At 70.4% G+C, this 20,636-nt stretch carries 22 protein-coding genes; 7 read left to right on the top strand and 15 right to left on the bottom strand.

The window, feature by feature from the left end; all coding sequences use genetic code 11:
* Positions 1-20: 20 nt before the first annotated feature.
* Positions 21-509 carry a GbsR/MarR family transcriptional regulator gene (locus JI751_RS09155; RefSeq protein ID WP_201935636.1) on the top strand — a complete coding sequence of 163 codons (489 nt, stop codon included), beginning with the start codon at positions 21-23 and terminating at the stop codon, positions 507-509.
* Between the two features lie 2 nt (positions 510-511).
* Here the strand turns inward: JI751_RS09155 and JI751_RS21465 are convergent, their stop codons facing one another.
* Positions 512-1,117 (bottom strand): acVLRF1 family peptidyl-tRNA hydrolase, encoded by a 606-nt coding sequence (locus tag JI751_RS21465; RefSeq protein ID WP_201935633.1) that lies wholly within the window; start codon positions 1,115-1,117, stop codon positions 512-514.
* Positions 1,118-1,182: 65 nt separating this feature from the next.
* On the opposite strand from JI751_RS21465, the gene JI751_RS09145 reads away from it, so the two are divergent.
* Entirely contained in the window at positions 1,183-2,412 is a 1,230-nt protein-coding gene (locus tag JI751_RS09145) for a type 1 periplasmic-binding domain-containing protein (protein WP_201935632.1), read from the top strand.
* Position 2,413: 1 nt separating this feature from the next.
* Positions 2,414-2,878 carry a hypothetical protein gene (locus tag JI751_RS09140; RefSeq protein ID WP_201935631.1) on the top strand — a complete coding sequence of 155 codons (465 nt, stop codon included), beginning with the start codon at positions 2,414-2,416 and terminating at the stop codon, positions 2,876-2,878.
* Between the two features lie 4 nt (positions 2,879-2,882).
* Here the strand turns inward: JI751_RS09140 and JI751_RS09135 are convergent, their stop codons facing one another.
* From JI751_RS09135 to JI751_RS09125, 3 genes are read right to left on the bottom strand one after another with little or no spacing between them, the layout of a single operon-like run.
* Positions 2,883-3,428 (bottom strand): NYN domain-containing protein, encoded by a 546-nt coding sequence (locus tag JI751_RS09135; protein ID WP_129473573.1) that lies wholly within the window; start codon positions 3,426-3,428, stop codon positions 2,883-2,885.
* A 29-nt stretch (positions 3,429-3,457) separates the two neighbouring features.
* On the bottom strand, positions 3,458-3,859 hold the full coding sequence (locus JI751_RS09130) for a hypothetical protein (protein WP_201935630.1): 402 nt from the start codon (positions 3,857-3,859) through the stop codon (positions 3,458-3,460).
* Between the two features lie 29 nt (positions 3,860-3,888).
* Positions 3,889-4,671, bottom strand: a complete 783-nt coding sequence (locus JI751_RS09125) for an aminoglycoside adenylyltransferase domain-containing protein (protein WP_201935629.1) — start codon at positions 4,669-4,671, stop codon at positions 3,889-3,891.
* A gap of 116 nt (positions 4,672-4,787) precedes the next feature.
* Between JI751_RS09125 and JI751_RS09120 the strand changes: the two genes are divergently transcribed.
* On the top strand, positions 4,788-5,750 hold the full coding sequence (locus JI751_RS09120) for an SMP-30/gluconolactonase/LRE family protein (RefSeq protein ID WP_201935627.1): 963 nt from the start codon (positions 4,788-4,790) through the stop codon (positions 5,748-5,750).
* A gap of 266 nt (positions 5,751-6,016) precedes the next feature.
* Here the strand turns inward: JI751_RS09120 and JI751_RS09115 are convergent, their stop codons facing one another.
* From JI751_RS09115 to JI751_RS09075, 9 genes are all read right to left on the bottom strand, one after another.
* Positions 6,017-6,403, bottom strand: coding sequence for a metal-sulfur cluster assembly factor (locus JI751_RS09115; RefSeq protein WP_201935625.1), 387 nt, complete (start codon positions 6,401-6,403; stop codon positions 6,017-6,019).
* The gene (gene sufU, locus JI751_RS09110) at positions 6,400-6,855 is read right to left on the bottom strand and encodes a Fe-S cluster assembly sulfur transfer protein SufU (protein ID WP_201935623.1); all 456 of its coding nucleotides are present in this window, start codon (positions 6,853-6,855) and stop codon (positions 6,400-6,402) included. The genes JI751_RS09115 and sufU overlap by 4 nt, the downstream gene beginning before the upstream one ends.
* A gap of 2 nt (positions 6,856-6,857) precedes the next feature.
* Positions 6,858-8,093, bottom strand: coding sequence for a cysteine desulfurase (locus JI751_RS09105; RefSeq protein WP_201935621.1), 1,236 nt, complete (start codon positions 8,091-8,093; stop codon positions 6,858-6,860).
* A gap of 61 nt (positions 8,094-8,154) precedes the next feature.
* Positions 8,155-8,913: a Fe-S cluster assembly ATPase SufC gene (gene sufC / locus JI751_RS09100; protein WP_201935619.1), complete on the bottom strand. Its 759-nt coding sequence runs from the start codon at positions 8,911-8,913 to the stop codon at positions 8,155-8,157.
* Entirely contained in the window at positions 8,910-9,257 is a 348-nt protein-coding gene (locus JI751_RS09095; protein ID WP_201935617.1) for a non-heme iron oxygenase ferredoxin subunit, read from the bottom strand. The genes sufC and JI751_RS09095 overlap by 4 nt, the downstream gene beginning before the upstream one ends.
* Positions 9,257-10,474: a Fe-S cluster assembly protein SufD gene (gene sufD, locus JI751_RS09090; RefSeq protein ID WP_201935615.1), complete on the bottom strand. Its 1,218-nt coding sequence runs from the start codon at positions 10,472-10,474 to the stop codon at positions 9,257-9,259. Before sufD ends, JI751_RS09095 begins: the two co-directional genes overlap by 1 nt.
* 42 nt (positions 10,475-10,516) lie before the next feature.
* Positions 10,517-11,935, bottom strand: coding sequence for a Fe-S cluster assembly protein SufB (gene sufB / locus JI751_RS09085; RefSeq protein WP_201935613.1), 1,419 nt, complete (start codon positions 11,933-11,935; stop codon positions 10,517-10,519).
* Positions 11,932-12,633, bottom strand: coding sequence for a helix-turn-helix transcriptional regulator (locus JI751_RS09080; protein WP_201935611.1), 702 nt, complete (start codon positions 12,631-12,633; stop codon positions 11,932-11,934). Before JI751_RS09080 ends, sufB begins: the two co-directional genes overlap by 4 nt.
* Positions 12,634-12,803: 170 nt before the next feature.
* A complete protein-coding gene (locus JI751_RS09075) occupies positions 12,804-15,839 on the bottom strand; it encodes a S8 family serine peptidase (RefSeq protein WP_201935609.1) in 3,036 nt (1,011 codons plus the stop codon).
* Positions 15,840-16,074: 235 nt separating this feature from the next.
* Here JI751_RS09075 and JI751_RS09070 point away from each other — a divergent pair, with 235 nt between their 5' ends.
* Genes JI751_RS09070 through JI751_RS09060 form a run of 3 tightly spaced genes read left to right on the top strand, consistent with a single transcriptional unit; the run spans position 16,075 to position 18,721 of the window.
* On the top strand, positions 16,075-17,013 hold the full coding sequence (locus JI751_RS09070) for an ABC transporter ATP-binding protein (RefSeq protein ID WP_307814036.1): 939 nt from the start codon (positions 16,075-16,077) through the stop codon (positions 17,011-17,013).
* Entirely contained in the window at positions 17,010-17,792 is a 783-nt protein-coding gene (locus tag JI751_RS09065; RefSeq protein WP_201935608.1) for an ABC transporter permease, read from the top strand. Before JI751_RS09070 ends, JI751_RS09065 begins: the two co-directional genes overlap by 4 nt.
* 2 nt (positions 17,793-17,794) lie before the next feature.
* Positions 17,795-18,721, top strand: coding sequence for a COX15/CtaA family protein (locus JI751_RS09060; RefSeq protein ID WP_307814035.1), 927 nt, complete (start codon positions 17,795-17,797; stop codon positions 18,719-18,721).
* Positions 18,722-18,743: 22 nt separating this feature from the next.
* Here JI751_RS09060 and JI751_RS09055 read toward each other — a convergent pair whose 3' ends face one another.
* Positions 18,744-19,229 carry a class F sortase gene (locus JI751_RS09055; RefSeq protein WP_372440558.1) on the bottom strand — a complete coding sequence of 162 codons (486 nt, stop codon included), beginning with the start codon at positions 19,227-19,229 and terminating at the stop codon, positions 18,744-18,746.
* Positions 19,229-20,563, bottom strand: coding sequence for a hypothetical protein (locus JI751_RS09050; protein WP_201935602.1), 1,335 nt, complete (start codon positions 20,561-20,563; stop codon positions 19,229-19,231). The genes JI751_RS09055 and JI751_RS09050 overlap by 1 nt, the downstream gene beginning before the upstream one ends.
* Positions 20,564-20,636 lie beyond the last annotated feature (73 nt).

Genomic DNA, 20,636 nt, shown 5'->3' with positions numbered 1-20,636 from the left:
AATCTTCGTAAGATGGTTGCATGCAGCGCTCCCCCGTCCAGCAGTACGTCGAGCGGATGGGCGCCGCACTGACCGATGCCGGACTCCCCCGGCTCCCGTCCCGCGTCTTCGCGGCCCTCACCGCCGACGACGACGGGCGGATGACCTCCGCCGACCTGTCGGCAGCCCTCGGCATCAGCGCGGCGGCCGTGTCGGGCGCGATCAAGTTCCTCACCCAGGTCGGGTTCGTCCACCGCGAGCGCGAGCACGGGACCCGGCGCGACGTCTACGTCGTGGACGACGACGCCTGGCACGGCGCGATGATGCAGAAGGACCACGCGTACACGCCCATGCTCAAGGCCCTCGACGACGGCATCGCCGGGCTCGCCGACGACTCCGCCGCGCGGCACCGACTGGTCCTGATGCGGGAGTACCTCGCCTTCGTCAGCGCGGAGCTGGACGGCATCGTCGAGCGCTGGGACGTGCGACGGCGCGAGATCGAGGCCGAGCTTCGGGACGAGCGGCCCTGACGCTACGCGTTGACGACCTCGACGCTGATCGCCTGCGCATCGAGGATCGCCTGGTCCAGCACCGCGCGGCGTGGATCGGGCACCGCCAGCCACGGCTCGACGACCGCCAGGCCCGACAACCGGGCGTCGGCCAGCACGGCGTCGACGGCGCCGTGGTCCCCGCCGGTCACCACGAGGCGTACGCCGGCCAGGATCCGCGCGGCGTGGTCGGCGGCGGCCTCGTAGGCCTGCCGCGCCTGGTTGTCCCGGCGGCGGGCGAAGCGCTGCTGGCTCTGGCCGCCGGCCTTGGTGCGTCCCTGCACGTGGCGCTGGCCGATCTTGTGCTCGACCATCGCCGCGGCGGCCAGCCGCGCGACCGCGAAGCCCCCCTTGCGCACCAGCAGCACGCCCCAGGCGTCGGGCACGGCAGCGGCGGACGCGAAGCCACCCGGCTCCGCCGGTCCGGCGTACGACGTGTCGAAGGGCAGCCGCGCTGCGAAGTGCGAGCCGTCCTCGGCCTCCCCGCGCAGGCCGCCGTCCGCCACGACGAGCGGCGTCGCGCCGTGCCCCGCCACGAAGTTGTCGACCCAGCGCTCCCAGCGGACGGCGGGGACGAGGACGGTCGGCACGCCGCCGACCCTAGTGCGTCCTGAGGGGGTGCCCGGATCGCGACGCCGCCGCTACAGTCCGCGCCATGCGCCATGTCGGGGGACACCGTAGGTCGGCTCTGCTCGCGGTCGCCGCACTCGTGCTGGTCGGGTGCTCGGACGCGAGGTCGTCCGACCCGGACGACCCGGACAACCCTGCGAAGCAGGTGTCGGTCAGCGAGGACTCGACGGACGTCAGCCCGGTCGAGGAGGCCCTCGGCCTGCTGCCTCCCGACGTGGGTCTCGTCGACTTCAGCAGCGACCGGCACTCGGCCGAGCGGCTCGGGCTGATCGACGACGACGCGGCCACGCTCACCGACCTCGGGACGTCGTACGCCGACCGCGTGGACGCCGTCGACCAGTCCGACCTCGCCGCGATCGGCGCGCTCGCCGACGCCGTGGAGGAGATGACCAAGGGCGGTGCCACCTTCAGCCAGGTGGACGTGCGGTGGACGATGCTCGCCACCACCGACCACGACCCCCTGGACGACGACGCCAGGTCGGTGCAGGCGTTCCGGCTCGTCGACGGGATCGACATGACCGATGTGGTGGCCGACCTCGAGGACGCCGGGTTCGAGCGCACCACGGACGACGGCTGGGAGAAGTTCCACCTCGACGGCCAGCTCAGCGAGGAGGTGGACGTCCTCGACGGCAACACCATCGACGGCCGGTTCCCGGAGCTGTTCTTCCCGGACGTGGCCGTGCATCCCGACGCCCACCTGGTCGCGCTCGGCGACACCGAGGTCCTGGTGCCGGACGGGTCCTCCCGCGAGACCGTGGAAGCCCTGCGGACGCTCCTGCCCACCGCCCCGGAGGAGGTCGAGCGCTTCGCCCTCACCCCGTACTCCTACATGCGGTGCTACGAACCCGTCTCGGTGACGACCGACAACCGGGCGACACCCCGGGCCATCGCCGCCTGGTCACGGCAGTTCGGCATCGAGGAGCTGGGCGTGCCCGGCGCCACCATGCTGACGTGGGTGCCCGGCGAGGAAGTCGTGCACCGGTCGCTGTTCGCCGACGAGGCGGCAGCACAACGCGCCCTCGAGGGCCGCAAGCGCCTCTACGGCGGCGCGGCCGTCGAGTCCGAGGAACCCCTCGGCGTCCTGATGCCGGCCGACGGCAACGAGTCGCCCTACGAAGCCGGCTGGCAGATGTCACGTGAGGGACGCATCGTCACCGTGCTGCACAACGCCACCAACCCGGACGACGCGATCTACACCTACAGCCGCCACGGCCTCGGCTTCGACACCTGTGGTGCGCCGGGGATGTTCTCCTGACGTGGGTGGCTGGCCGGCGTTCTGGGTAGCGGCCGTCGCGCTGTTCGCGTGGGCGGTCTACGCCGACGTCAAGCTCGGCTCCGAGGACCGGCTCGCGCGGTGGTGGCTGGCGCGCGTGGAGGCGTGGGGTCCGGCGACCGGCCCGCTGTCCTTCATGCTGTCGGCCGCGGCGCTGGGCGGCTTCGGCCTTCTCGCGTACGCCGGCCACGCCGTCGCCGAGCACCTGGGGAACCCGCTGTGGGCCCTGGTCGCCACTGGTCCGGCGATGCTCGTCTACGTCCCCCTCAGCTTCGCCACCGCGCCGGCCCAGTACCGCGGCTACCTCGACTGGCGGTTCGCACTGGCGCACGCGGGTGCCGACGCAAGGCTGCAACGCACGATCGCGTGGTGCGCAGGTCCCCCGTCCCTGCTGGGGATCGGTGCCGTGACCCTGGCGCTCGCATCGGCCTTCGTGCCGTCCTTCTGAGGCGTCAGAGGAACTCGAGCGGGTCGAACTGGTCGATCGGGATGATCCGGACGCGCGGCAGCGGCGTGTTGAAGGCGCCCAGGTCGTACTCGAGGTCGAAGATCCGCAGGCCGGGCAGGTTGCGGAACTGCGCGTTGACGAACTCGGTGAAGCCGATGACGCCGACCTGGCGGCTGCCGTCGCACAGCGCCGAGACCTGGTCGACGAAGTCGCCGTCGTGGCTGACCAGCACGACGTCGGCGTCGCGGTCCACGAGCGCCTCGGCCGTGCGCTGGATGGCGATGTCGACGATCTTGCCCTCGCCGCTGAGCGGGATCGGCTTGAAGCCGATCGCCAGCAGGGCCTGGACGAAGCTCGTCGGCAGCTCGGTGCTCGCGGCGAGGAAGAAGAGACCCGTCACGTCCTGGTCGAAGGCGCGCTCGGCCCACTCGAGCAGGCGGTCCCAGCGCGGCCGCTCCTCCGGTCGCGGCCGGCGACCCAGGATGGAGGTGCCCAGGGTGGCGTCGATGTTCTCCCCGTCGACGAGGAGGTAGGTCATCCGCTCGGCCATGCAAGGACTCTCCCACACGGCGCCGGCACTCAGGGTTGGTAGACGACCCGGAACGCCTCGACGACCTCGTCACCGGTCACCGTCACGTCGGTGACCTCGACGAGAGCCCGCGGGACGCCGGACCCGTCGCACAGGATCGAGAGCGTGCCGGTCTCCGGGTGCTCCCCGGCGTAGTCCACCTCCGGCGCGGTCGTCCGACCCTCGTCGTCGGCCAGCACCTGCGCGACGAACGCGTCGGACTCCTCGGCCGCGTCGCCGTACGCCCACGCGGGCGGCGGGACCGACTCGAGCGTGGTCGGGCCGAAGTAGGTCGGCGCGGCGTTGAGCTTGGCGTGGTAGCGGGCGAGCTCCCAGAAGACCCGCAGCTCCTCGTGGTCGAACTCGATCTCGCTGAGGTCAACGGCGTCGGCCTCGCCCTCGGGATGCTCCATGCGGGAAGGGTAGCCACCCGGCCAGAGCATCAGGCCACGGCGGCGACGTGGGCAGCGAACGCACGCGCCTCGTCGATCGAGCCGGGCCGCGGCTCGTCGTGCGGGTCGAAGCCGCGGTCGCGGTCGGCGAGCACCTGCTGGAGCAGCGGTCGCCAGCGCGGGTCGCCGTGCATCATCGACCAGCGCAGGGCGTCGCGCTTGCTCGCCACCTGCGCCGTTCGCACGGTGTAGAGGCTGCGGCACGCCTGGACGACGAGGTAGCGCTGGCACCACGCAATGTGCGCCGGGCACCAGCCGAGGACGTCGTCGGTGAGCGTCGTGAGGCCGGCGCGAGCGGAGTCGCGCAGCACGTCGTCGGGCACCGGGTCCACCAGCTCGACCGGGCAGGGGCCGACGAGGGTGATCCCGTGCTCACGGAGGATCCACCGGGTCCAGGGCCGGTTGCAGTGGGTGCTCCACTCCATCTCGTCGTTGCCGTGGTCCACGTAGAGCCACTCGCGGTCGAGGCCGTTGGTCGTGCGCAGGTCGCCAGCGACGGCGTACGAACCCTCGAGGTGCCTGTTCCAGAAGCCCTCGCGGTGCGGGAGGTCGCGGTGGAGCTCGCGCAGCGCCGCCTCCTGCTGCGGGTCGGGTCGCTCCCGCACGACCACGAGGAAGTCGCAGTCACTGTGCAGGTCGCCCGCACCGAGCGCGAAGGATCCCTGGAGGTACGCACCGACGAACGACTCGCCGAGCGCCGCCTGGGCGCCGGTGACGAGGTCGTGCAGCACGCCGTTGAGCTCGGCGTAGCGCGTCGGGTGGGGGTTCAGCACGGGAGGAGTGTGCGCTTCCACAGTGTGCGGTGCCACGGATTATCTGCCGCCGACGCGCACGGCCCGCTTGCCGTGCACGGCTACCGTCGATGGTCCACACCTGCTCGGAGGTCACCATGTCCCGTCTGCTCACCGCCGGCGCCGTCGCCGTCCTCAGCCTCGCCCTCGTCTCCGGTGCCCAGCCGGCAGGAGCCGTCAGCGCTCCACCCGGCGGCTCGTTCCCGGCTCGCATCGAGCTGCCGGACGGGTTCCAGCCCGAGGGCATCGCCATCGGTCCCGGCCCGACGGCGTACTTCGGGTCCCGCGCCGACGGTGACATCTACGAGCTCTCGCTGCGCACCGGCGAGGGTCGCACGATCAGCCAGGGACCGGGCACGCCGTCCCTCGGGCTGAAGACGGACCGGGACGGCCGGCTCTACGTCGCCGGCGGCACGTCGGGCACCGCCCGCGTCATCGACACCGAGACCGGTGCCGTGCTGCGCGACATCCCGCTCGCGACTGCGCCCACCTTCGTCAACGACGTCGTCCTGACCAGGGACGCTGCCTGGTTCACCGACTCCAACCGTCCCCAGCTCTATCGCGTGGCGCGCAGCGCCGACGGCGAGCCCGCGGCCTCCGCGACCACGGTGCCGCTCACGGGTGAGTGGGTCCAGGGGTCGGGGCTCGGTGCCAACGGCATCAGCACCACGCCCACCGGCCGGGCGCTCCTGGTGGTCAACTCCACCAGCGGCCTGCTCTACCGCGTCGACCCTGCCACCGGCGTCGCCACCGAGGTGGACCTCGGAGGCGCGTCGCTCACGGCGGGTGACGGCATGTTGCGCCACGGACGCACGCTCTACGTCGTCCGCAACCGGCTCAACGAGATCGCCGTCCTGCGCCTGTCGCGCTCCGGTCTCAGCGGACGGCTCGTGCGCACGATCGACTCCGGCGACCTCGCGTCGTCGACGAGCTTCGACGTGCCGACGACGGTTGCCAGGTTCGGCTCACGCCTCTACCTCCCCAACGCCCGGTTCACCACCACCCCGACGCCGACGACCGACTACTGGGTGACCAAGGTGCGGGCGCGCGCCGGCGACTGACCTGCCCTCACCGCCGATCTTCCAGCGGTGGTCCAGCCACCTTCTGCGCCGCCAAAGTGTGGGTACGACACCGCCCGCCGGCGCGTCGTACTGCGACACGCGGGCGGGCGGTGGTCGAGCCACGTTCGAGGGCCGCAGAACGTCGCTGGGCCACCGCTCCCGCGGACCGCGAGGTCAGACAGGTTTCGAGCCGCCCGTCACGACCTCGCAGGCGGGGCTCCCTCAAGCTCGTCGGGTTCGGTCACGCGCTGCGCGCGTGCCCGACCTCAGACGTTGAAGCCGAGGGCGCGCAGCTGCTCGCGGCCGTCGTCGGTGATCTTGTCGGGACCCCACGGCGGCATCCAGACCCAGTTGATGGCCACGTCGTTGACGAGCCCCTCGAGGGCCTGGTTGGTCTGGTCCATGATCACGTCGGTCAGCGGGCAGGCGGCTGACGTGAGCGTCATGTCGAGGACGGCGTTGGAGCCCTCGTCGATGTGGACGCCGTAGACGAGTCCGAGGTCGACGACGTTGATGCCGAGCTCGGGGTCGACGACGTCCTTCATCGCCTCGGTGACGTCGTCGATGGTGACGGTCGACGTGCCGCCGCCGGTCTGGCCAGCCTCGGGCACCTCGGGGAGGTCGCCGTGGTCGACGTGCGGGGACTCGGTCATGAGCTGACTCCTTCAGTCTGGGCCTGGGTGGTCGCGTCCTTCCACGCCATCCAGGAGAGCAGTGCGCACTTCACGCGCGCGGGGAACTTGGCGACACCGGCGAAGGCGATCCCGTCCTCGAGGACGTCCTCGTCGGGCTCGACGTTCCCCTTGCCCTGCATGAGCTCGAGGAAGGTCTGGTGGATCGACATCGCCTCGTCGACCGGCTTGCCGATCACGAGGTCGGCCATCACCGACGCCGACGCCTGCGAGATGGAGCAGCCGACGCTGTCGTAGGACACGTCCTCGACCACACCGTCGGCCAGGTGCACCCGGAGGGTCACCTCGTCGCCGCAGGTCGGGTTGACGTGGTGCACCTCGGACTCGAACGGGTCGCGGAGTCCCTTGTGGTGAGGGTTCTTGTAGTGGTCCAGGATGATCTCCTGGTACAGGTTGTCGAGCTCAGCGCTCATCGTCATCCCACCTTGAAGTAGCTGCGGGTGTGGTGGAGGCCCTCGACGAGCGCATCGATCTCGGCGGGCGTCGTGTAGAGGTAGGACGACATCCGCGTCGTGCTCTGCACGCCGAACCGCGCGTGCGCGGGCTTGGCGCAGTGGTGCCCGGCGCGCACGGCGACGCCGCGCGAGTCGAGGACCTGTGCGATGTCGTGGGGGTGCACGCCGTCGAGCTCGAAGGAGATCGCACCGCCGCGCTCGGCCGCGTCGAGCGGGCCGAGGATCGTCACGCCGGGGACGGACTGCAGGCCCTCGAGGGCGTACGCCGTGATCGCCAGCTCGTGGCGGTGGATCGCGTCGAGCCCGATGTGGCCGAGGTAGTCGACCGCACAGCCCAGCCCGACGGCCTCGACGATCGGCGGGGTGCCGGCCTCGAAGCGGTGCGGCGCCTTGGCGTAGGTCGACCGTGCCATGGTGACCGTCTCGATCATCTCGCCGCCGCCGTGGAAGGGCGGCAGCTCGTTGAGCAGCTCCTCGCGGCCCCACAGCACGCCGATGCCCGTCGGGCCGCAGACCTTGTGGCCGGTGAAGACCAGGAAGTCGCAGCCGACGGCCTGGACGTCGACCGTGAGCTGAGGCGCGGCCTGCGAGGCGTCGATGACCGACAGCGCCCCGACCGCCTTCGCCCGAGCGACGAGGTCGGTGACCGGGTTGATCGTGCCGAGCATGTTGCTGACCCACGTGAAGGCCAGCACCTTGGTGTGCTCGTCGACCAGCTGGTCGGCGTTGCTGAGGTCGAGCCGGCCGTCGTCGGTCAGCCCGAACCAGCGCAGCTCCGCACCCGAGCGCTCGCACGCCAGCTGCCACGACACGATGTTGGAGTGGTGCTCCATCTCGGTGATCACGACGTTGTCGCCGGGACCGAGGTCGATCGTGCGGGCCAGCAGGTTGAGCGCCTCGGTGGCGTTCTTGGTGAAGACGATCTCATTGCGCGACGGCGCATTGAGGAACGTCGCCACCTTGTCGCGGGCGCCCTCGTAGGCCTCCGTCGACTCCGCGCCGAGCTGGTGCATGGCGCGGGCGATGTTGGCGTTGTGCCGCTCGAGGTGGTCGACCATCGTGTCGATGACGACCTGCGGCTTCTGCGAGGTGTTGGCGCTGTCGAGGTAGACCAGCGGCTGCCCGCCCGCGAGCACGCGCTCGAGGATGGGGAAGTCCTTGCGGATCACGTCGAGATCCGGGAGCAGTCCTTCCATCGGTCTTCCTTTCCTGCCAGCAATCGGTGGTTGAGGTGCGAGCGCAGCGAGCCCCGAGACCTCAGGCGTTGGCCTTCAGGTAGCGGTCGTAGCCCTCTGCTTCGAGCTGGTCGGCGAGCTCCTTGCCGCCGGACTCGGCGACCTTGCCGTCGACGAAGACGTGGACGTAGTCGGGCTCGATGTAGCGCAGGATGCGGGTGTAGTGGGTGATCAGCAGGACACCCTTGCCCTCACGCGCACGGAACCGGTTGACGCCCTCGGAGACGACCTTCAGCGCGTCGATGTCGAGGCCCGAGTCGGTCTCGTCGAGGATCGCGACCTTCGGGTCGAGCAGCTCGAGCTGCGCGATCTCGTGGCGCTTCTTCTCACCACCGGAGAAGCCCTCGTTGACGTTGCGGGTGCCGAACGACGGGTCGAGGTTGAGCTGCTCGAGCGCGGCGTTGACGTCCTTGACCCACGTGCGGAGCTTGGGGGCCTCGCCGTCGATGGCGGTCTTCGCGGTGCGCAGGAAGTTGGACACCGAGACGCCCGGGACCTCGACGGGGTACTGCATGGCGAGGAACATGCCGGCGCGGGCGCGCTCGTCGACGGACATCGCGAGGACGTCCTGGCCGTCGAGGGTCACCGTGCCGCCGGTGATCGCGTACTTGGGGTGGCCGGCGATGGAGTAGGCCAGCGTCGACTTGCCGGAGCCGTTGGGACCCATGATCGCGTGGGTCTCGCCGTCGGCGATCGTCAGCGTGACGCCCTTGAGGATCTCCTTGGGGCCGTCCTCGGTGTCGACGGTGACGTGCAGGTCAGTGATCTCGAGCTTGCTCATGCGGGGGTGACTCCGTTCAGGGTGGTCTCGGTGTCGACGAACACCTCGGTGCCGCGTACGTCGACGGGGAAGGTGGCGACCGGCTCGGTCGCCGGGAAGTTGGTGGGCTTGCCGGTGCGGAGGTCGAACATCGACCCGTGCAGCCAGCACTCGATCTGGCAGCCGCCGTCGGTCTGCTCGACCTCGCCCTCGCTGAGGGCGACCTCGGCGTGGCTGCAGGTGTCCTCGATGGCGAAGACCTCGTCGCCGTCGCGGGCGATCGCGATGTCGTAGCGCCCGAGGGTGACCGCCAGGGCCTTGTCGGACTGGATCTCGTCCAGTGCGCAGGCGCGCTCGAACGCCATCAGTCGTCCTGTCCGAACGCGGCGAGGTCCTTGAGGACGTTCTTCGCGAGCTCGGCCTCGACCGTGGACAGCAGGCGCTCCTCGATCGAGGGCACGCCGACCTGGCGGATCAGGTCGTTGAAGAAGCCGTGCACCACCAGGCGCTGCGCCTCCTTCTCCGAGATGCCACGCGACTGGAGGTAGAAGAGCTGCTCGTCGTCGAAGCGGGCCGTCGCCGAGGCGTGGCCGGCGCCCTCGATCTCACCGGTCTCGATCTCCAGGTTGGGGACCGAGTCGGCACGACAGCCGTCGGTGAGCACCAGGTTGCGGTTCTCCTCGTAGGTCTCGATGCCCTCGGCCACCTTGCGGATCAGGACGTTGCCGATCCAGACCGTGTGGGCACCCTCGCCCTGCAGGGCTCCCTTGTAGACCACGTTGCTCTTGGTGTGCGGCGCGTTGTGGTCGGCGAACAGCCGGTGCTCGATGTGCTGGCCGGCGTCGGCGAAGTAGAGCCCGAGCAGCTCGGCGGAGCCACCGGGACCGTCGTAGGTCACGTTGGCGTCCATGCGTACGACGTCGCCGCCGAAGGAGATCGCCGCGTGCTTGTAGGTCGCGTCGCGCCCGACCCGCGCCTGGTGGTGCGCGAGGTGCACGGCGTCGTCGGCCCAGTCCTGGATCGACACCACCGTCACGTCGGCACCGTCGCCCACGACGATCTCGACGACTGCGGCCATGGCCGAGGAGCCCTCGTGGTTGATCACCACGATCGCCTTGCTGTGGGCACCGAAGCGCATCGCCACGTGGCCGGCCTCGGTGTTGGAGGCGTCCTCGCCGTCGAGCGAGACGACGATCGGCTCGGCGACCTCGAGGTCGGCCGGCACGTCGACGAGCAGCGACGCCGGCACCTCGGCCAGCACCCGCGCCGCGAAGCGCGTGTTGGGCACCAGGCCGCTGATCCCGCGCAGGGACCGGGCCTCGTCGCCGCTGACGCCCTCGATGCGGACGCCCTCGGGGGTGTTCCACGTGCACGAGGTGGTGCTGGGGTTGAACGGCGCCTCGGCGTGCAGGCCCTTGAGCCGCTTGAGCGGCGAGAAGCGCCAGATCTCCTCGCGGCCGGTGGGCACGGGGTGGTCAGCGACGTCGAAGGAGCCCACCGGGTTGAGGTGGCTCTCGATCTTGTTCCGCTCGGGTGCGGCCTGCTCCAGGGCGGAGCGGACGGATTCGGTGGTGACGGTCAAAGCTCTACTTTCTACGTACGGGCGTGGGCGACGGGTCGGCGATCAGCCGACCGCGCCCTCCATCTGCAGCTCGATCAGGCGGTTGAGCTCGAGGGCGTACTCCATCGGCAGCTCCTTGGCGATCGGCTCGACGAAGCCACGCACGATCATCGCCATCGCCTCGTCCTGCTCCATGCCGCGCGACATGAGGTAGAAGAGCTGGTCGTCGGAGACCTTCGAGACGCTCGCCTCGTGGCCCATCGACACGTCGTCCTCGCGGATGTCGACGTAGGGGTAGGTGTCGCTGCGGCTGATCTGGTCGACCAGCAGCGCGTCGCACAGCACGTTGGACTTCGAGCCGTAGGCGCCCTCGTTGACCTGGATCAGGCCGCGGTAGGACGTACGACCACCGCCGCGTGCGACGGACTTGCTCAGGATCGAGCTCGACGTGTGGGGCGCGGCGTGCACCATCTTGGCGCCGGCGTCCTGGTGCTGGCCCTCGCCCGCGAAGGCGATCGACAGCGTCTCGCCCTTGGCGTGCTCGCCCATCAGGTAGATGGCGGGGTACTTCATCGTCACCTTGGAGCCGATGTTGCCGTCGACCCACTCCATCGTCGCGCCGGCCTCGCAGGTCGCGCGCTTGGTGACGAGGTTGTAGACGTTATTGGACCAGTTCTGGATGGTCGTGTAGCGGCAGCGGCCGCCCTTCTTGACGATGATCTCCACGACGGCGGAGTGCAGCGAGTCCGAGGAGTAGATCGGCGCGGTGCAGCCCTCGACGTAGTGCACGTAGGCGTCCTCGTCGACGATGATCAGCGTCCGCTCGAACTGGCCCATGTTCTCGGTGTTGATCCGGAAGTAGGCCTGGAGCGGGATGTCGACGTGCACACCCTTCGGCACGTAGATGAACGAGCCGCCCGACCACACCGAGGTGTTGAGCGCGGCGAACTTGTTGTCACCGACCGGGATGACGGTGCCGAAGTACTCCTTGAAGAGGTCCTCGTGCTCCTTCAGCGCGGTGTCGGTGTCGACGAAGATGACGCCCTTCTCCTCGAGGTCCTCGCGGATCGAGTGGTAGACGACCTCGGACTCGTACTGCGCGGCGACGCCGGCCACGAGGCGCTGCTTCTCCGCCTCCGGGATGCCGAGCTTGTCGTAGGTGTTCTTGATGTCCTCGGGCAGCTCCTCCCACGAGGTGGCCTGCTTCTCCGAGGAGCGCACGAAGTACTTGATGTTGTCGAAGTCGATCGTCGACAGGTCCGAGCCCCACGTGGGCATGGGCTTGCGGTGAAAGAGCTTGAGGCCCTTCAGGCGCAGGTCGAGCATCCACTGCGGCTCGGACTTCTTCGACGAGATGTCGCGCACGACGTCCTCGTTGAGGCCGCGCGTCGCGGTCGCACCGGCGGTGTCGGAGTCGGACCAGCCGAACTCGTAGTTGCCGATGCCCTTGAGCGACGGGTTGAGCTCTTCGATGGAGGTCATGCCTTCTCCTTCATTGGTGCGGGCTGTGGTGCAGGCTTGGTGATCTGGGGGATGCACGTGGTGCAGACGCCGTCGCCGTGGGCGATGGTCGCCAGCCGCTGGACGTGGGTGCCGAGCACCGCGGCGATCGCCTCGGTCTCGGCCTCGCACAGCTGGGGGAACTCGTGGGCGACGTGGGAGACCGGGCAGTGCTGCTGGCACAGCTGCTCCCCCACGCTCTGCCCGTTGGCTGCCGGCAGGTCACGCACCGAGGCGGCGTAGCCGTTCTGGGTGAACACCCTGGCCAGCGCCTCGGCCGGGCTGAGGTCGGGGTCCAGCTCGGTCACCGCGGCGTAGTCGCGCTCGACGAACGCCACCCGCCGGCGGGCGAACTCGAGGACGGCGTCCTCGCCCTGGGTCTCGGCGAGGAAGCGCATCGCCTGCACGGCGAGGTCGTCGTACTGCTGGTCGAAGCTGTCGCGTCCGGACTCGGTCAGGGCGAACACCTTCGCCGGACGACCGCGGCCGCGGGCGCCGTAGACCTTCTGGTCGCGCGACTCCACGACGCCCTCGGCGGCGAGGTGGTCGAGGTGACGTCGTACAGCGGCCGGGGTGAGGTCGAGCGCGACCGCCAGGTCAGCGGCCGTGGACGGGCCGTTCTCGAGGATCGTGCGGGCCACGCGGTCACGCGTGGGGGCGTCGCCCTCACGCTGTGCCACCGGTGTCCTCACGAATTCCACAACGACAGTGTGTCGTTAATGCTTCCCGGCATTCAAGCAAGGGTCGCCTAAGTGCGTCCCCCGGACGCGCCGACGGGCGTGACACCTGGAGGAGTCACGCCCGCCGACAGGTCGAGCTGGTCGTGCTGGTGGTGCTGCTGGTGCTCAGGTCACGGCACGGTCACCGTGACGAACGTCGGCGCGAGCGCACCTTCGTACTCCAGCACGCCGAGGTAGCGAGCCGCCGGGTCGAGCCCGGACCAGACCGCGTTGAACGACGTGGGCTGGCCCTGGACCACCGGCACCGGGTTGGGGTCGGCCGCGAATCCGCCGAGCGTGGTGGCGCCGGTGACCACGTACCGGTCGTAGCGGTAGGCGATGCCGCTCTCGCCGCTGGCTGCGGCGTAGCCGTCGACCTCGACCAGGTAGTCGGCCGCGGTCGGGTTGGTGAGCGTCACGCGCTCGTCCGCCGAGCCCGTCGCCGACTGCCCGGCGAGCGCAACCGGCTGACCGGCCGCGTTCAGGCGGTAGACGTAGAGGTCGAGGTCGGCCCCGTCGTTGGTGGCATCCACGTCGAAGCGGGCGAACTTCGTGCCCGCTGCGATCGTGACCTTCTCGGTGTAGGCGGCGCCCACGGCGAGCGTGCCCGCGTTGGTGACCGCCTTGGCCAGACCGCTGGTCGTGACGTCCAGGTCACCGGTGAAGCCCGCCGTGATGTCGACCTTGGCGCTGCCGGCGGCACCGGTGCCCTTGACCTCGGCCGGAGCCGCGACGGCCACCGGCCGCAGCGCGACCGGGAGCCGGACGACGTTGCCGCCGCCCGCGGGCGTCAGAGTGGCGAAGCCGGTCGAGAACTTTCCGAGCAACGCGTCCGTACGGGTGAAGGTGTACGTCACCGTCGCGGAGGCGTCCTTCGCCAAGGTGATCGTCGGCTTGTCGATCTTCACGTCGAAGCCGGGCACCGTGGCCGCGACGCTCCACGTGCCGGCCTTCAGTGCGGTGAACGTGCGCTTGATCGTGACGCTGGAGGTGACCTGGCCCTTGGCCATCGACGGGATGTTGAGGTCCGTTGCGGCCATCGGCGAGACGGTCGGGCCGAAGTCGTAGCCCTGACCCTCGAAGAAGCTCAGCCACTCGGCCGTGCCGGAAGTGACGACCAGGCCGGGGTCGAAGAACTTCTTCGGGTCCACGTGTCCGGCACCCTCGTCGAACGGGTTGGTGTTGTCCGAGCCGTCCGCGTTCTTGAGGTCGTAGGCCGTCGTCATCATGGCCGACTTGACCATCATCGGCGTCCATGTCGGGTTCTTGCCCATGATGAAGGCGGCGAGGCCCGCGACGTGCGGGCTCGACATCGACGTACCGGAGTAGAGGTCGAAGCTGCGACCACCGCCCGACGGCGGGGCCACCGCTGCGAGCACGCTGACACCGGGGGCCGAGATGTCGGGCTTGATGACGTCGGAGCTGTTGGCGACGGCCGGACCGCGCGAGGAGAACCCGGCGATCTGCGGGATCGGCGTGGGACTGACGTTGTTGCCGAGCTCGAACGCCGCCGTGGCGCCGGCGGTCTTGCTGTAGGCCTGGACCGCGCCCGACGTGTCGTCGATGTGGACCGTCGGCACCGAGTGGAAGTCGGCGTCGAGGCTGCCGGTGGTCGCGTTGGCCAGGATCATGGCCACACCGCCGGCCCGCTTGACCTCGGCGCTCTTGGCCACGCGGTCGTAGGTGCCACGCACGCAGAGGACCATCTTGCCGGTGACCTTCGCCGGGTCGAGGGTGTTGGGACCGCAGAGGTTCAGGGCGGTGGCGTCCGCACCGGCGACGCCGGCGAGCGTGGAGCTCACCAGCGGGGTCGACGGCACCGGCGAGTCCGCGATCGACGCGCCCTTGACCTTCTGGCCGTTGCCGAGGACCACGGTGTTCTCGTAGTTCACGTGCGTCGACGCCGCCACCGTGGTGATCCACGGGCTGTTGTGGGCGACGGTCGACGCGGTCGGTCCGCTGTTGCCGGCCGAGGCGGCAACAAAGATTCCTGCATCGGCTGCGCCGAGGAAGGCAAACTCCACCGCGTCGACGACTGTGTCGGTCGCTCCCGAGATCGAGTAGTTGATGACGTCGACGCCGTCGAGGATCGCGTCGTCGACCGCGTCCAGCGTCGAGGAGGTGTAGCACCCGCCCGTGTCGGGGTCGTTGTCGCTGAAGCAGACCTTGTAGGCCGCGATCTTGGCGGCAGGAGCCATGCCACTCACGTTGCCGAACTTCCGGCCCTCGACCGACGCGGGGACGCCGAAGTTGCCGGCGGCGGTGCTGGCGGTGTGGGAGCCGTGTCCGTCACCGTCACGGGTCGAGATGTACTCGTTCGCGTAGCGGTCCTGCGGCTTGACGCTGTCGAGGAAGGCCTCGGGGTAGTAGCGGGCACCGATGAGCTTGCTGTTGCAGTCGTCGACGTTCCACTTCTCGCCGGGCTCGCACTCGCCGACGAAGGTCGAGCCGTCCGCCTTCTTGAAGAAGATCTGGTTGCCCTTGCGGTAGGGGCTGGATCCGCTGGTCGGGTTGCGGCCGATCTTGGTGCCGGCGAACGAGCCGGACTCGGGCCAGATGCCCGAGTCGAGGATGCCGACCACGGTGCCGGCGCCGGCCTTGGCGACGCCGCCCTGCTGCTGCCAGACCCCGCCCGTGCCGGTTCCGGGCGCGGACTCCAGCCCGAGGAACGTCGGGGACGCGTACGTGTCGAGGCTGAAGGCCGTGTCCTTGACGACCATCAGGACGTCCTTGGACTGCGAGAGCTCGGTGGCCTGCTTGCCGGTCAGGCGCGAGGTGAACGAGCTGGCGGCGAGCGTCGAGCGCGTCATCACGTCGGCACCGACGCGGGAGGCGATGCTGTTCTGGCGCTTCGTCAGGTATGCCTGGTAGGCGGTGACCTTGTCCGACCGGGCGTCGAAGGACTTCCCGGGCGCAGCCGCGGTCGCCTTCAGACCGGCGACGCCTCCGTCGTAGCGCGCGGCGGCGGCGTCGTTGAGCACGACGACGTAGCGACCGGCGTCGAGGGTGGAGGCCTTGGGGGCGGTCCGGGTGGCGATGGAGCGGTCGTTCTTCTTGGTGGCGGCGTTGGCGCTGGGAACGCCTGCTGCCACGCCGCACACCACGGCGGCTGTGGTCAGGACGGCGAGACCGCGTCGCGCGGCTCGCCCGGTCAGGTGGATCGACACGTAATTCCTCCGGGGGATGGCGCTGGCGACCAGCTCGCCAGCTCGCCCAGTCGCCGGGTCTCGACGCGCGTGGGCCAACTCACACAAGGCCATCGCAGCCGACCAGTCAAGGGGCCGGGCGAGAACTTCACACAAAAGGATGCGAAACCGACTGCTGCGGGTGTAAGGGCCCGGGTGACGACCGTCTCGTCGACGCGGACGAGGGACATCGCGAAGCTCTCCCTAGACTGACCGGGTGTCCACCGCTACGCCTGCCGTCACGGTCGACGGGCTGGTGATGCGCTACGGCGACAAGGTCGCTGTCGACGGGCTCTCGCTCGAGGTGGCCCGCGGGTCGATCACCGCCGTCCTCGGTCCCAACGGCGCCGGGAAGACCACCACGCTCGAGACCTGCGAGGGCTACCGCGTCCCGCAGCAGGGGACCGTCCGCGTGCTCGGGCTCGACCCGCAGCGCGACCGCGCCGACCTCCTGCCCCGCATCGGCGTGATGCTGCAGGCCGGTGGTGCGTGGAGCGGCGTGCGCGCCCACGAGATGCTCGAGCACATGGCCTCGCTGCACGCGCACCCGCTCGACACGGCGATGCTCGGCGAGCGGCTCGGCCTGGCCGACTGCGGGCGTACGCCCTACCGCCGCCTCTCGGGCGGCCAGCAGCAGCGGCTCGGCCTGGCGATCGCCCTCGTCGGTCGACCCGAGCTGGTCTTCGTCGACGAGCCGACCGCGGGCATGGACCCGGCCGCGCGGCGTACGACGTGGGAGCTGCTCGAGGAGGTGCGCGCGGACGGCGTGACCGTCGTGCTCACGACCCACCACATGGACGAGGCCGAGCACCTCGCCGACCGGATCCACATCATCGACCGCGGGCGCGTCATCGCGAGCGGGACGCCCGGCGAGCTGACCCGCGAGGGCCGCTCCGCGACCATCCGGCTGGTCGTCAACCGCCCCTTCCCGGACGGCGCACCCGAGTCGCTGCGTGCCGAGCTCGGCCCCGACACCGAGGTCCGCCAGCTCGACGAGGTCAGCATGCTGATCCACGGACCGGCCGACTCGATGACCCTCGGCCGGGTCTCCCGCTGGTGCGAGGAGCACGACGTCCTGCCCGAGACGCTCAACCTCGGTCAGCGCAACCTGGAGGACGTCTTCCTCGAGCTCACCGGACGCGAGCTCGCCACATGAGCGCGACGTTCACACCGGCACCCGGCGCCGCCCCGCTGTCGCGCATGGTCCTGTCACAGGCCCGGATGGAGGCGCGGCTGATGCTGCGCAACGGCGAGCAGCTGCTGCTCGCCATCGTGATCCCGGTCATCGTCCTCGTCGGCGGCGTGGCAGCCGCGGGACGGCTCGGCCTCGACCTCGACGGGCACCGGGCGGTCGACGTCCTGACCCCGGGTGTGCTCGCGCTCGCCGTGATGTCCACCGCCTTCACCTCCATCGCGATCGCGACCGGCTTCGAGCGTCGCTACGGCGTGATCAAGCTCCTGGGGTCCTCGCCCCTCCCCCGGCACGGCCTGCTGCTGGGCAAGGTCGTCGCGCTCCTCAACGTCGTCGCCCTCCAGCTCGTGGTGCTGGTCGTCGTGGGCCTCGCTCTGGGCTGGCGGCCCTCCCTCGCGCACCCGCCCACGTCCATCCTCGCGCTGGTCCTGGCGGTCGCCCTCGGCACGGCGGCCTTCGCCGCCCTCGGTCTCTTCGTCGCGGGCGTGCTGCGGGCCGAGGCCACCCTCGCCCTCGCCAACCTGGTCTACCTGCTGCTGATGGCGGGCGGTGGCGTCGTGCTGCCGACGACGACCTACGGCTCCGCGGGGACCGTGATCCAGTGGCTCCCCTCGGGCGCGCTCGGCGAGGCCCTGCGCTCCGCGCTGGTCGACGCGACCGTCGACGTACGGTCCCTCCTCGTGCTCGCCGTCTGGGCGGCCGTGGGCACCGTCCTGACCGCCCGGACCTTCAGGTGGGAGTGACCGTGTCCGTAGTCCTGCAACGCCTCTCGCGCCACCTCTGGCCCCTGGCGCTCGCGAACCTCGTCGCCAACATCGGCATCGTGGTGACCGGTGCCGCCGTACGCCTCACCGGCTCTGGCCTCGGGTGCCCGACGTGGCCGCGCTGCTCCGACGAGTCCTACGTCGCCCATGGCGAGCTCGGCGTCCACGGCGTCATCGAGTTCGGCAACCGGATGTTGACCTTCGCGCTCGCAGCGATCGCCGTGCTCTGCTTCCTCGCGGCGCTCGGAGCCGCCCACCGCCGGGCGACGCGGCTCTCGCTCGTGATCGGCCTCGGCATCCCGCTGCAGGCCGTCATCGGTGGCATCACCGTCCTGACCGACCTCAACCCGTGGATCGTCGCGGGCCACTTCCTGCTGTCGATGGCGATGATCATGGTCTGCGTGGCGCTGGTCGACGAGCTGCGCAGCCCGGACCGCACGGCTGCCCCTCCCCTGCCGCGCGCGCTGGCGTGGGCGACGCTCGTGAGCGGCTGGGTCGTGCTCTACCTCGGCACGGTCGTCACGGGCGCCGGGCCCCACGCCGGTGACACCGAGTCGCCCCGCAACGGTCTGGACCCGGCCACCGTCTCGCACGTGCACGCGTACGCCGTCTACGTGCTGGTGGCGCTGACCGTCGCGCTGCTCGTGGTGGCCCTGCGCGGTGGCCACCCGTGGCTCGCCCGCGTCACCGGCCTGGTGCTGCTCATCGAGGTGCTGCAGGGCGTGCTCGGCTGGGTGCAGTACTGGCTCGACCTGCCGGTCGGCCTGGTCGCCCTGCACATGCTGGGCGCCGCCCTGCTCGCCGCCGGGCTGGCCCGGATCGCCCTGGCCGTCCTGCCCCACCACGCGCACCACGAGGCGCGCGCGGACGGGCAGGAGCAGCCGAGGGCGGCCACGCGCCTTCCCTGACGACCCGGACCCGGACTCGGGCTCAGCTGCGTCCGAGCTTGCGGGCGAACACCACGGTCCGCTTGCTGTAGTCGTCGGCCTTGCAGCCCACCAGCACGATCCGTGGCGGTCCGGACACCGAGTAGAGGTGCCCCATCCGGCGCCTGGCCGGCCAGTACTCCCGTCGGGTCACCTCGAACCGGCAGCCGGCGACCTTGATCCGGTCGCCCGGGCGCAGCTGCCCCCACCTGTCGGCGACACCGTGGCCGGCCCGCCAGGCGTGGCCGGCGTACACGGTGCTCCCGCTGGGGTCGCAGGGCGGGTCGCCCTTCGACCAGGTGTAGACCGTGCCACGGAGCCGCGAGCCGACCGCGAGCGTGTCGCCCCGCGACGCCACCTCGACGACCACGGCGTCGGTCCCGGTGCGGGCGATCGTGAGCCGGTCAGGGGCGGCAGCGAGTGCCGCACCCTGACCGGCGGGCAGGAGCACCGACGCGCAGAGCGTGATCGCGGCGACGGTGCGTCGCATCACGATCCGGTGCTCGGCGCGACCTCGGGAGCCTTCGCGCACGACCTGTTGGTGAACGAGAGCTTCCACACGGACTTGCCCCGGAGGCGGTACGACGCGTCGGCCGCGCTCGCGCGGACCTTCACCGTGCGGGTGCGTGCCTTCAGCCAGACGCCTTGGCGCAGCACCTTGCCCTTGACCGTGTAGACGACGCCGGACTTCTTCGCGACCTTGAAGAGGTCACCCTGGCGACCGCACTTGTCGATGCGGCGCGCGCCGGCCTTCACGACGAGCACCTGCGCGGGCAGGACCTCGGGCGGGGTGACGACCGGGGGCGTCACCACCGGGCACGCGACGTTGCTGTCGGCAGGCGCCGGAAGGGTCACTGCTGCCTGACCGCCGGGGAACGCGTAGCCGGTGTCGGCCGTGATCGTCAGGCTGCGGTCGGGGTTGACCACCGACGTCCACGGACCGCTCGGCACCGTGCCGTAGCGCGCGTTGCTAGGACCGCAGTCATCGATCACCGGCACCGTCGGCACGACGGCTGGGCACGGCGTGTTGCTGTCGGTCGGCACCGGCAGCTTCACCGTGGTCTGGCCGTTCGGGAACGAGTAGCCCGCGTCGGCCGTGATCGTGATGCTGCCGTCGGGGTTGACCACCGACGTCCACTGGCCGCTCGGCACCGTGCCGTAGCGCGCATTGCCAGGACCGCAGTCGTCGATGACCGGCACCTGGGGGATCCCCACGGGGCACGGAGCGTTGCTGTCGGTCGGCTTGGGGTAGGTCACCGAGGTCTGGCCGTTGGTGAACTTGTAGCCCGGGTTGGCGGTGATGGTGATGCTGCCGTCGGGGTTGAGCTTCGAGGTCCACGGGCCCGACGGAACCGTGCCGAAGTGGGCGTTGTTCGGGCCGCAGTCGTCGATCACCGGCACGGTCGGCGCGGTCACGGTGGTGACGTTGCAGCCGTCGCTGAACTCGCTGACCTCGACCGAGTCGCCATTGGTCGAGTAGATGTTCTGGCCGTCGCGGACCCACTTGCCCTTAACCGTGAGGTTGATCGCGGAGGTCGGCTTCGTGGTCACCGTCTCGGTCACGGTCTTCTTCTGCGAACCCGCGATCACCGTGCCGACCGGGATCACGGACGTCCGGTTGGACTGGGTGATCGTCTCCGAGATGGTCTCGCTGTTCTGCACGGTCCAGGTCACGGTCCAGCCGCCACCCGACTTGCACGTCACCGTGCCGGTCACCGTGTTGTGGTGGGCGCTCGCGGCCCCCGCCACGCCCACGACGGCGAAGCCCACCGCGAGGACGAGCGTCACCGCTCTCGACACGGCGCGGTTGCCGCGTGTTGCCACTGAAGTCATTGTCCTGGTGCTCCCCAAAGTCAGGGGCAGGCCCTGATGCCCACCCCGGTCTTCGATTGAACGA

Origin of the sequence: Nocardioides baculatus (assembly GCF_016735675.1) — a bacterium.
GTDB lineage: Bacteria > Actinomycetota > Actinomycetes > Propionibacteriales > Nocardioidaceae > Nocardioides > Nocardioides baculatus.
Note: the sequence above shows the minus strand (reverse complement) of the source record. Positions and strands in the feature narration are given on the sequence as shown.

Excerpts from the sequence above, each read along its gene's own strand:
- JI751_RS09095 (WP_201935617.1), bottom strand. The coding sequence starts at position 9,257 with ATGGCGTTCGAGCGCGCCTGCGCACTGGACGAGATCCAGTCCGACAAG.
- JI751_RS09105 (WP_201935621.1), bottom strand. The coding sequence starts at position 8,093 with ATGGAAGGACTGCTCCCGGATCTCGACGTGATCCGCAAGGACTTCCCC.
- sufB (WP_201935613.1), bottom strand. The coding sequence starts at position 11,935 with ATGACCTCCATCGAAGAGCTCAACCCGTCGCTCAAGGGCATCGGCAAC.
- JI751_RS09155 (WP_201935636.1), top strand. The coding sequence starts at position 21 with ATGCAGCGCTCCCCCGTCCAGCAGTACGTCGAGCGGATGGGCGCCGCA.
- JI751_RS09130 (WP_201935630.1), bottom strand. The coding sequence starts at position 3,859 with ATGGAGCATCCCGAGGGCGAGGCCGACGCCGTTGACCTCAGCGAGATC.
- sufC (WP_201935619.1), bottom strand. The coding sequence starts at position 8,913 with ATGAGCAAGCTCGAGATCACTGACCTGCACGTCACCGTCGACACCGAG.
- JI751_RS09055 (WP_372440558.1), bottom strand. The coding sequence starts at position 19,229 with ATGCGACGCACCGTCGCCGCGATCACGCTCTGCGCGTCGGTGCTCCTG.
- JI751_RS09120 (WP_201935627.1), top strand. The coding sequence starts at position 4,788 with ATGTCCCGTCTGCTCACCGCCGGCGCCGTCGCCGTCCTCAGCCTCGCC.
- sufU (WP_201935623.1), bottom strand. The coding sequence starts at position 6,855 with ATGAGCGCTGAGCTCGACAACCTGTACCAGGAGATCATCCTGGACCAC.
- JI751_RS09065 (WP_201935608.1), top strand. The coding sequence starts at position 17,010 with ATGAGCGCGACGTTCACACCGGCACCCGGCGCCGCCCCGCTGTCGCGC.
- JI751_RS09145 (WP_201935632.1), top strand. The coding sequence starts at position 1,183 with ATGCGCCATGTCGGGGGACACCGTAGGTCGGCTCTGCTCGCGGTCGCC.
- JI751_RS09135 (WP_129473573.1), bottom strand. The coding sequence starts at position 3,428 with ATGGCCGAGCGGATGACCTACCTCCTCGTCGACGGGGAGAACATCGAC.
- JI751_RS09115 (WP_201935625.1), bottom strand. The coding sequence starts at position 6,403 with ATGACCGAGTCCCCGCACGTCGACCACGGCGACCTCCCCGAGGTGCCC.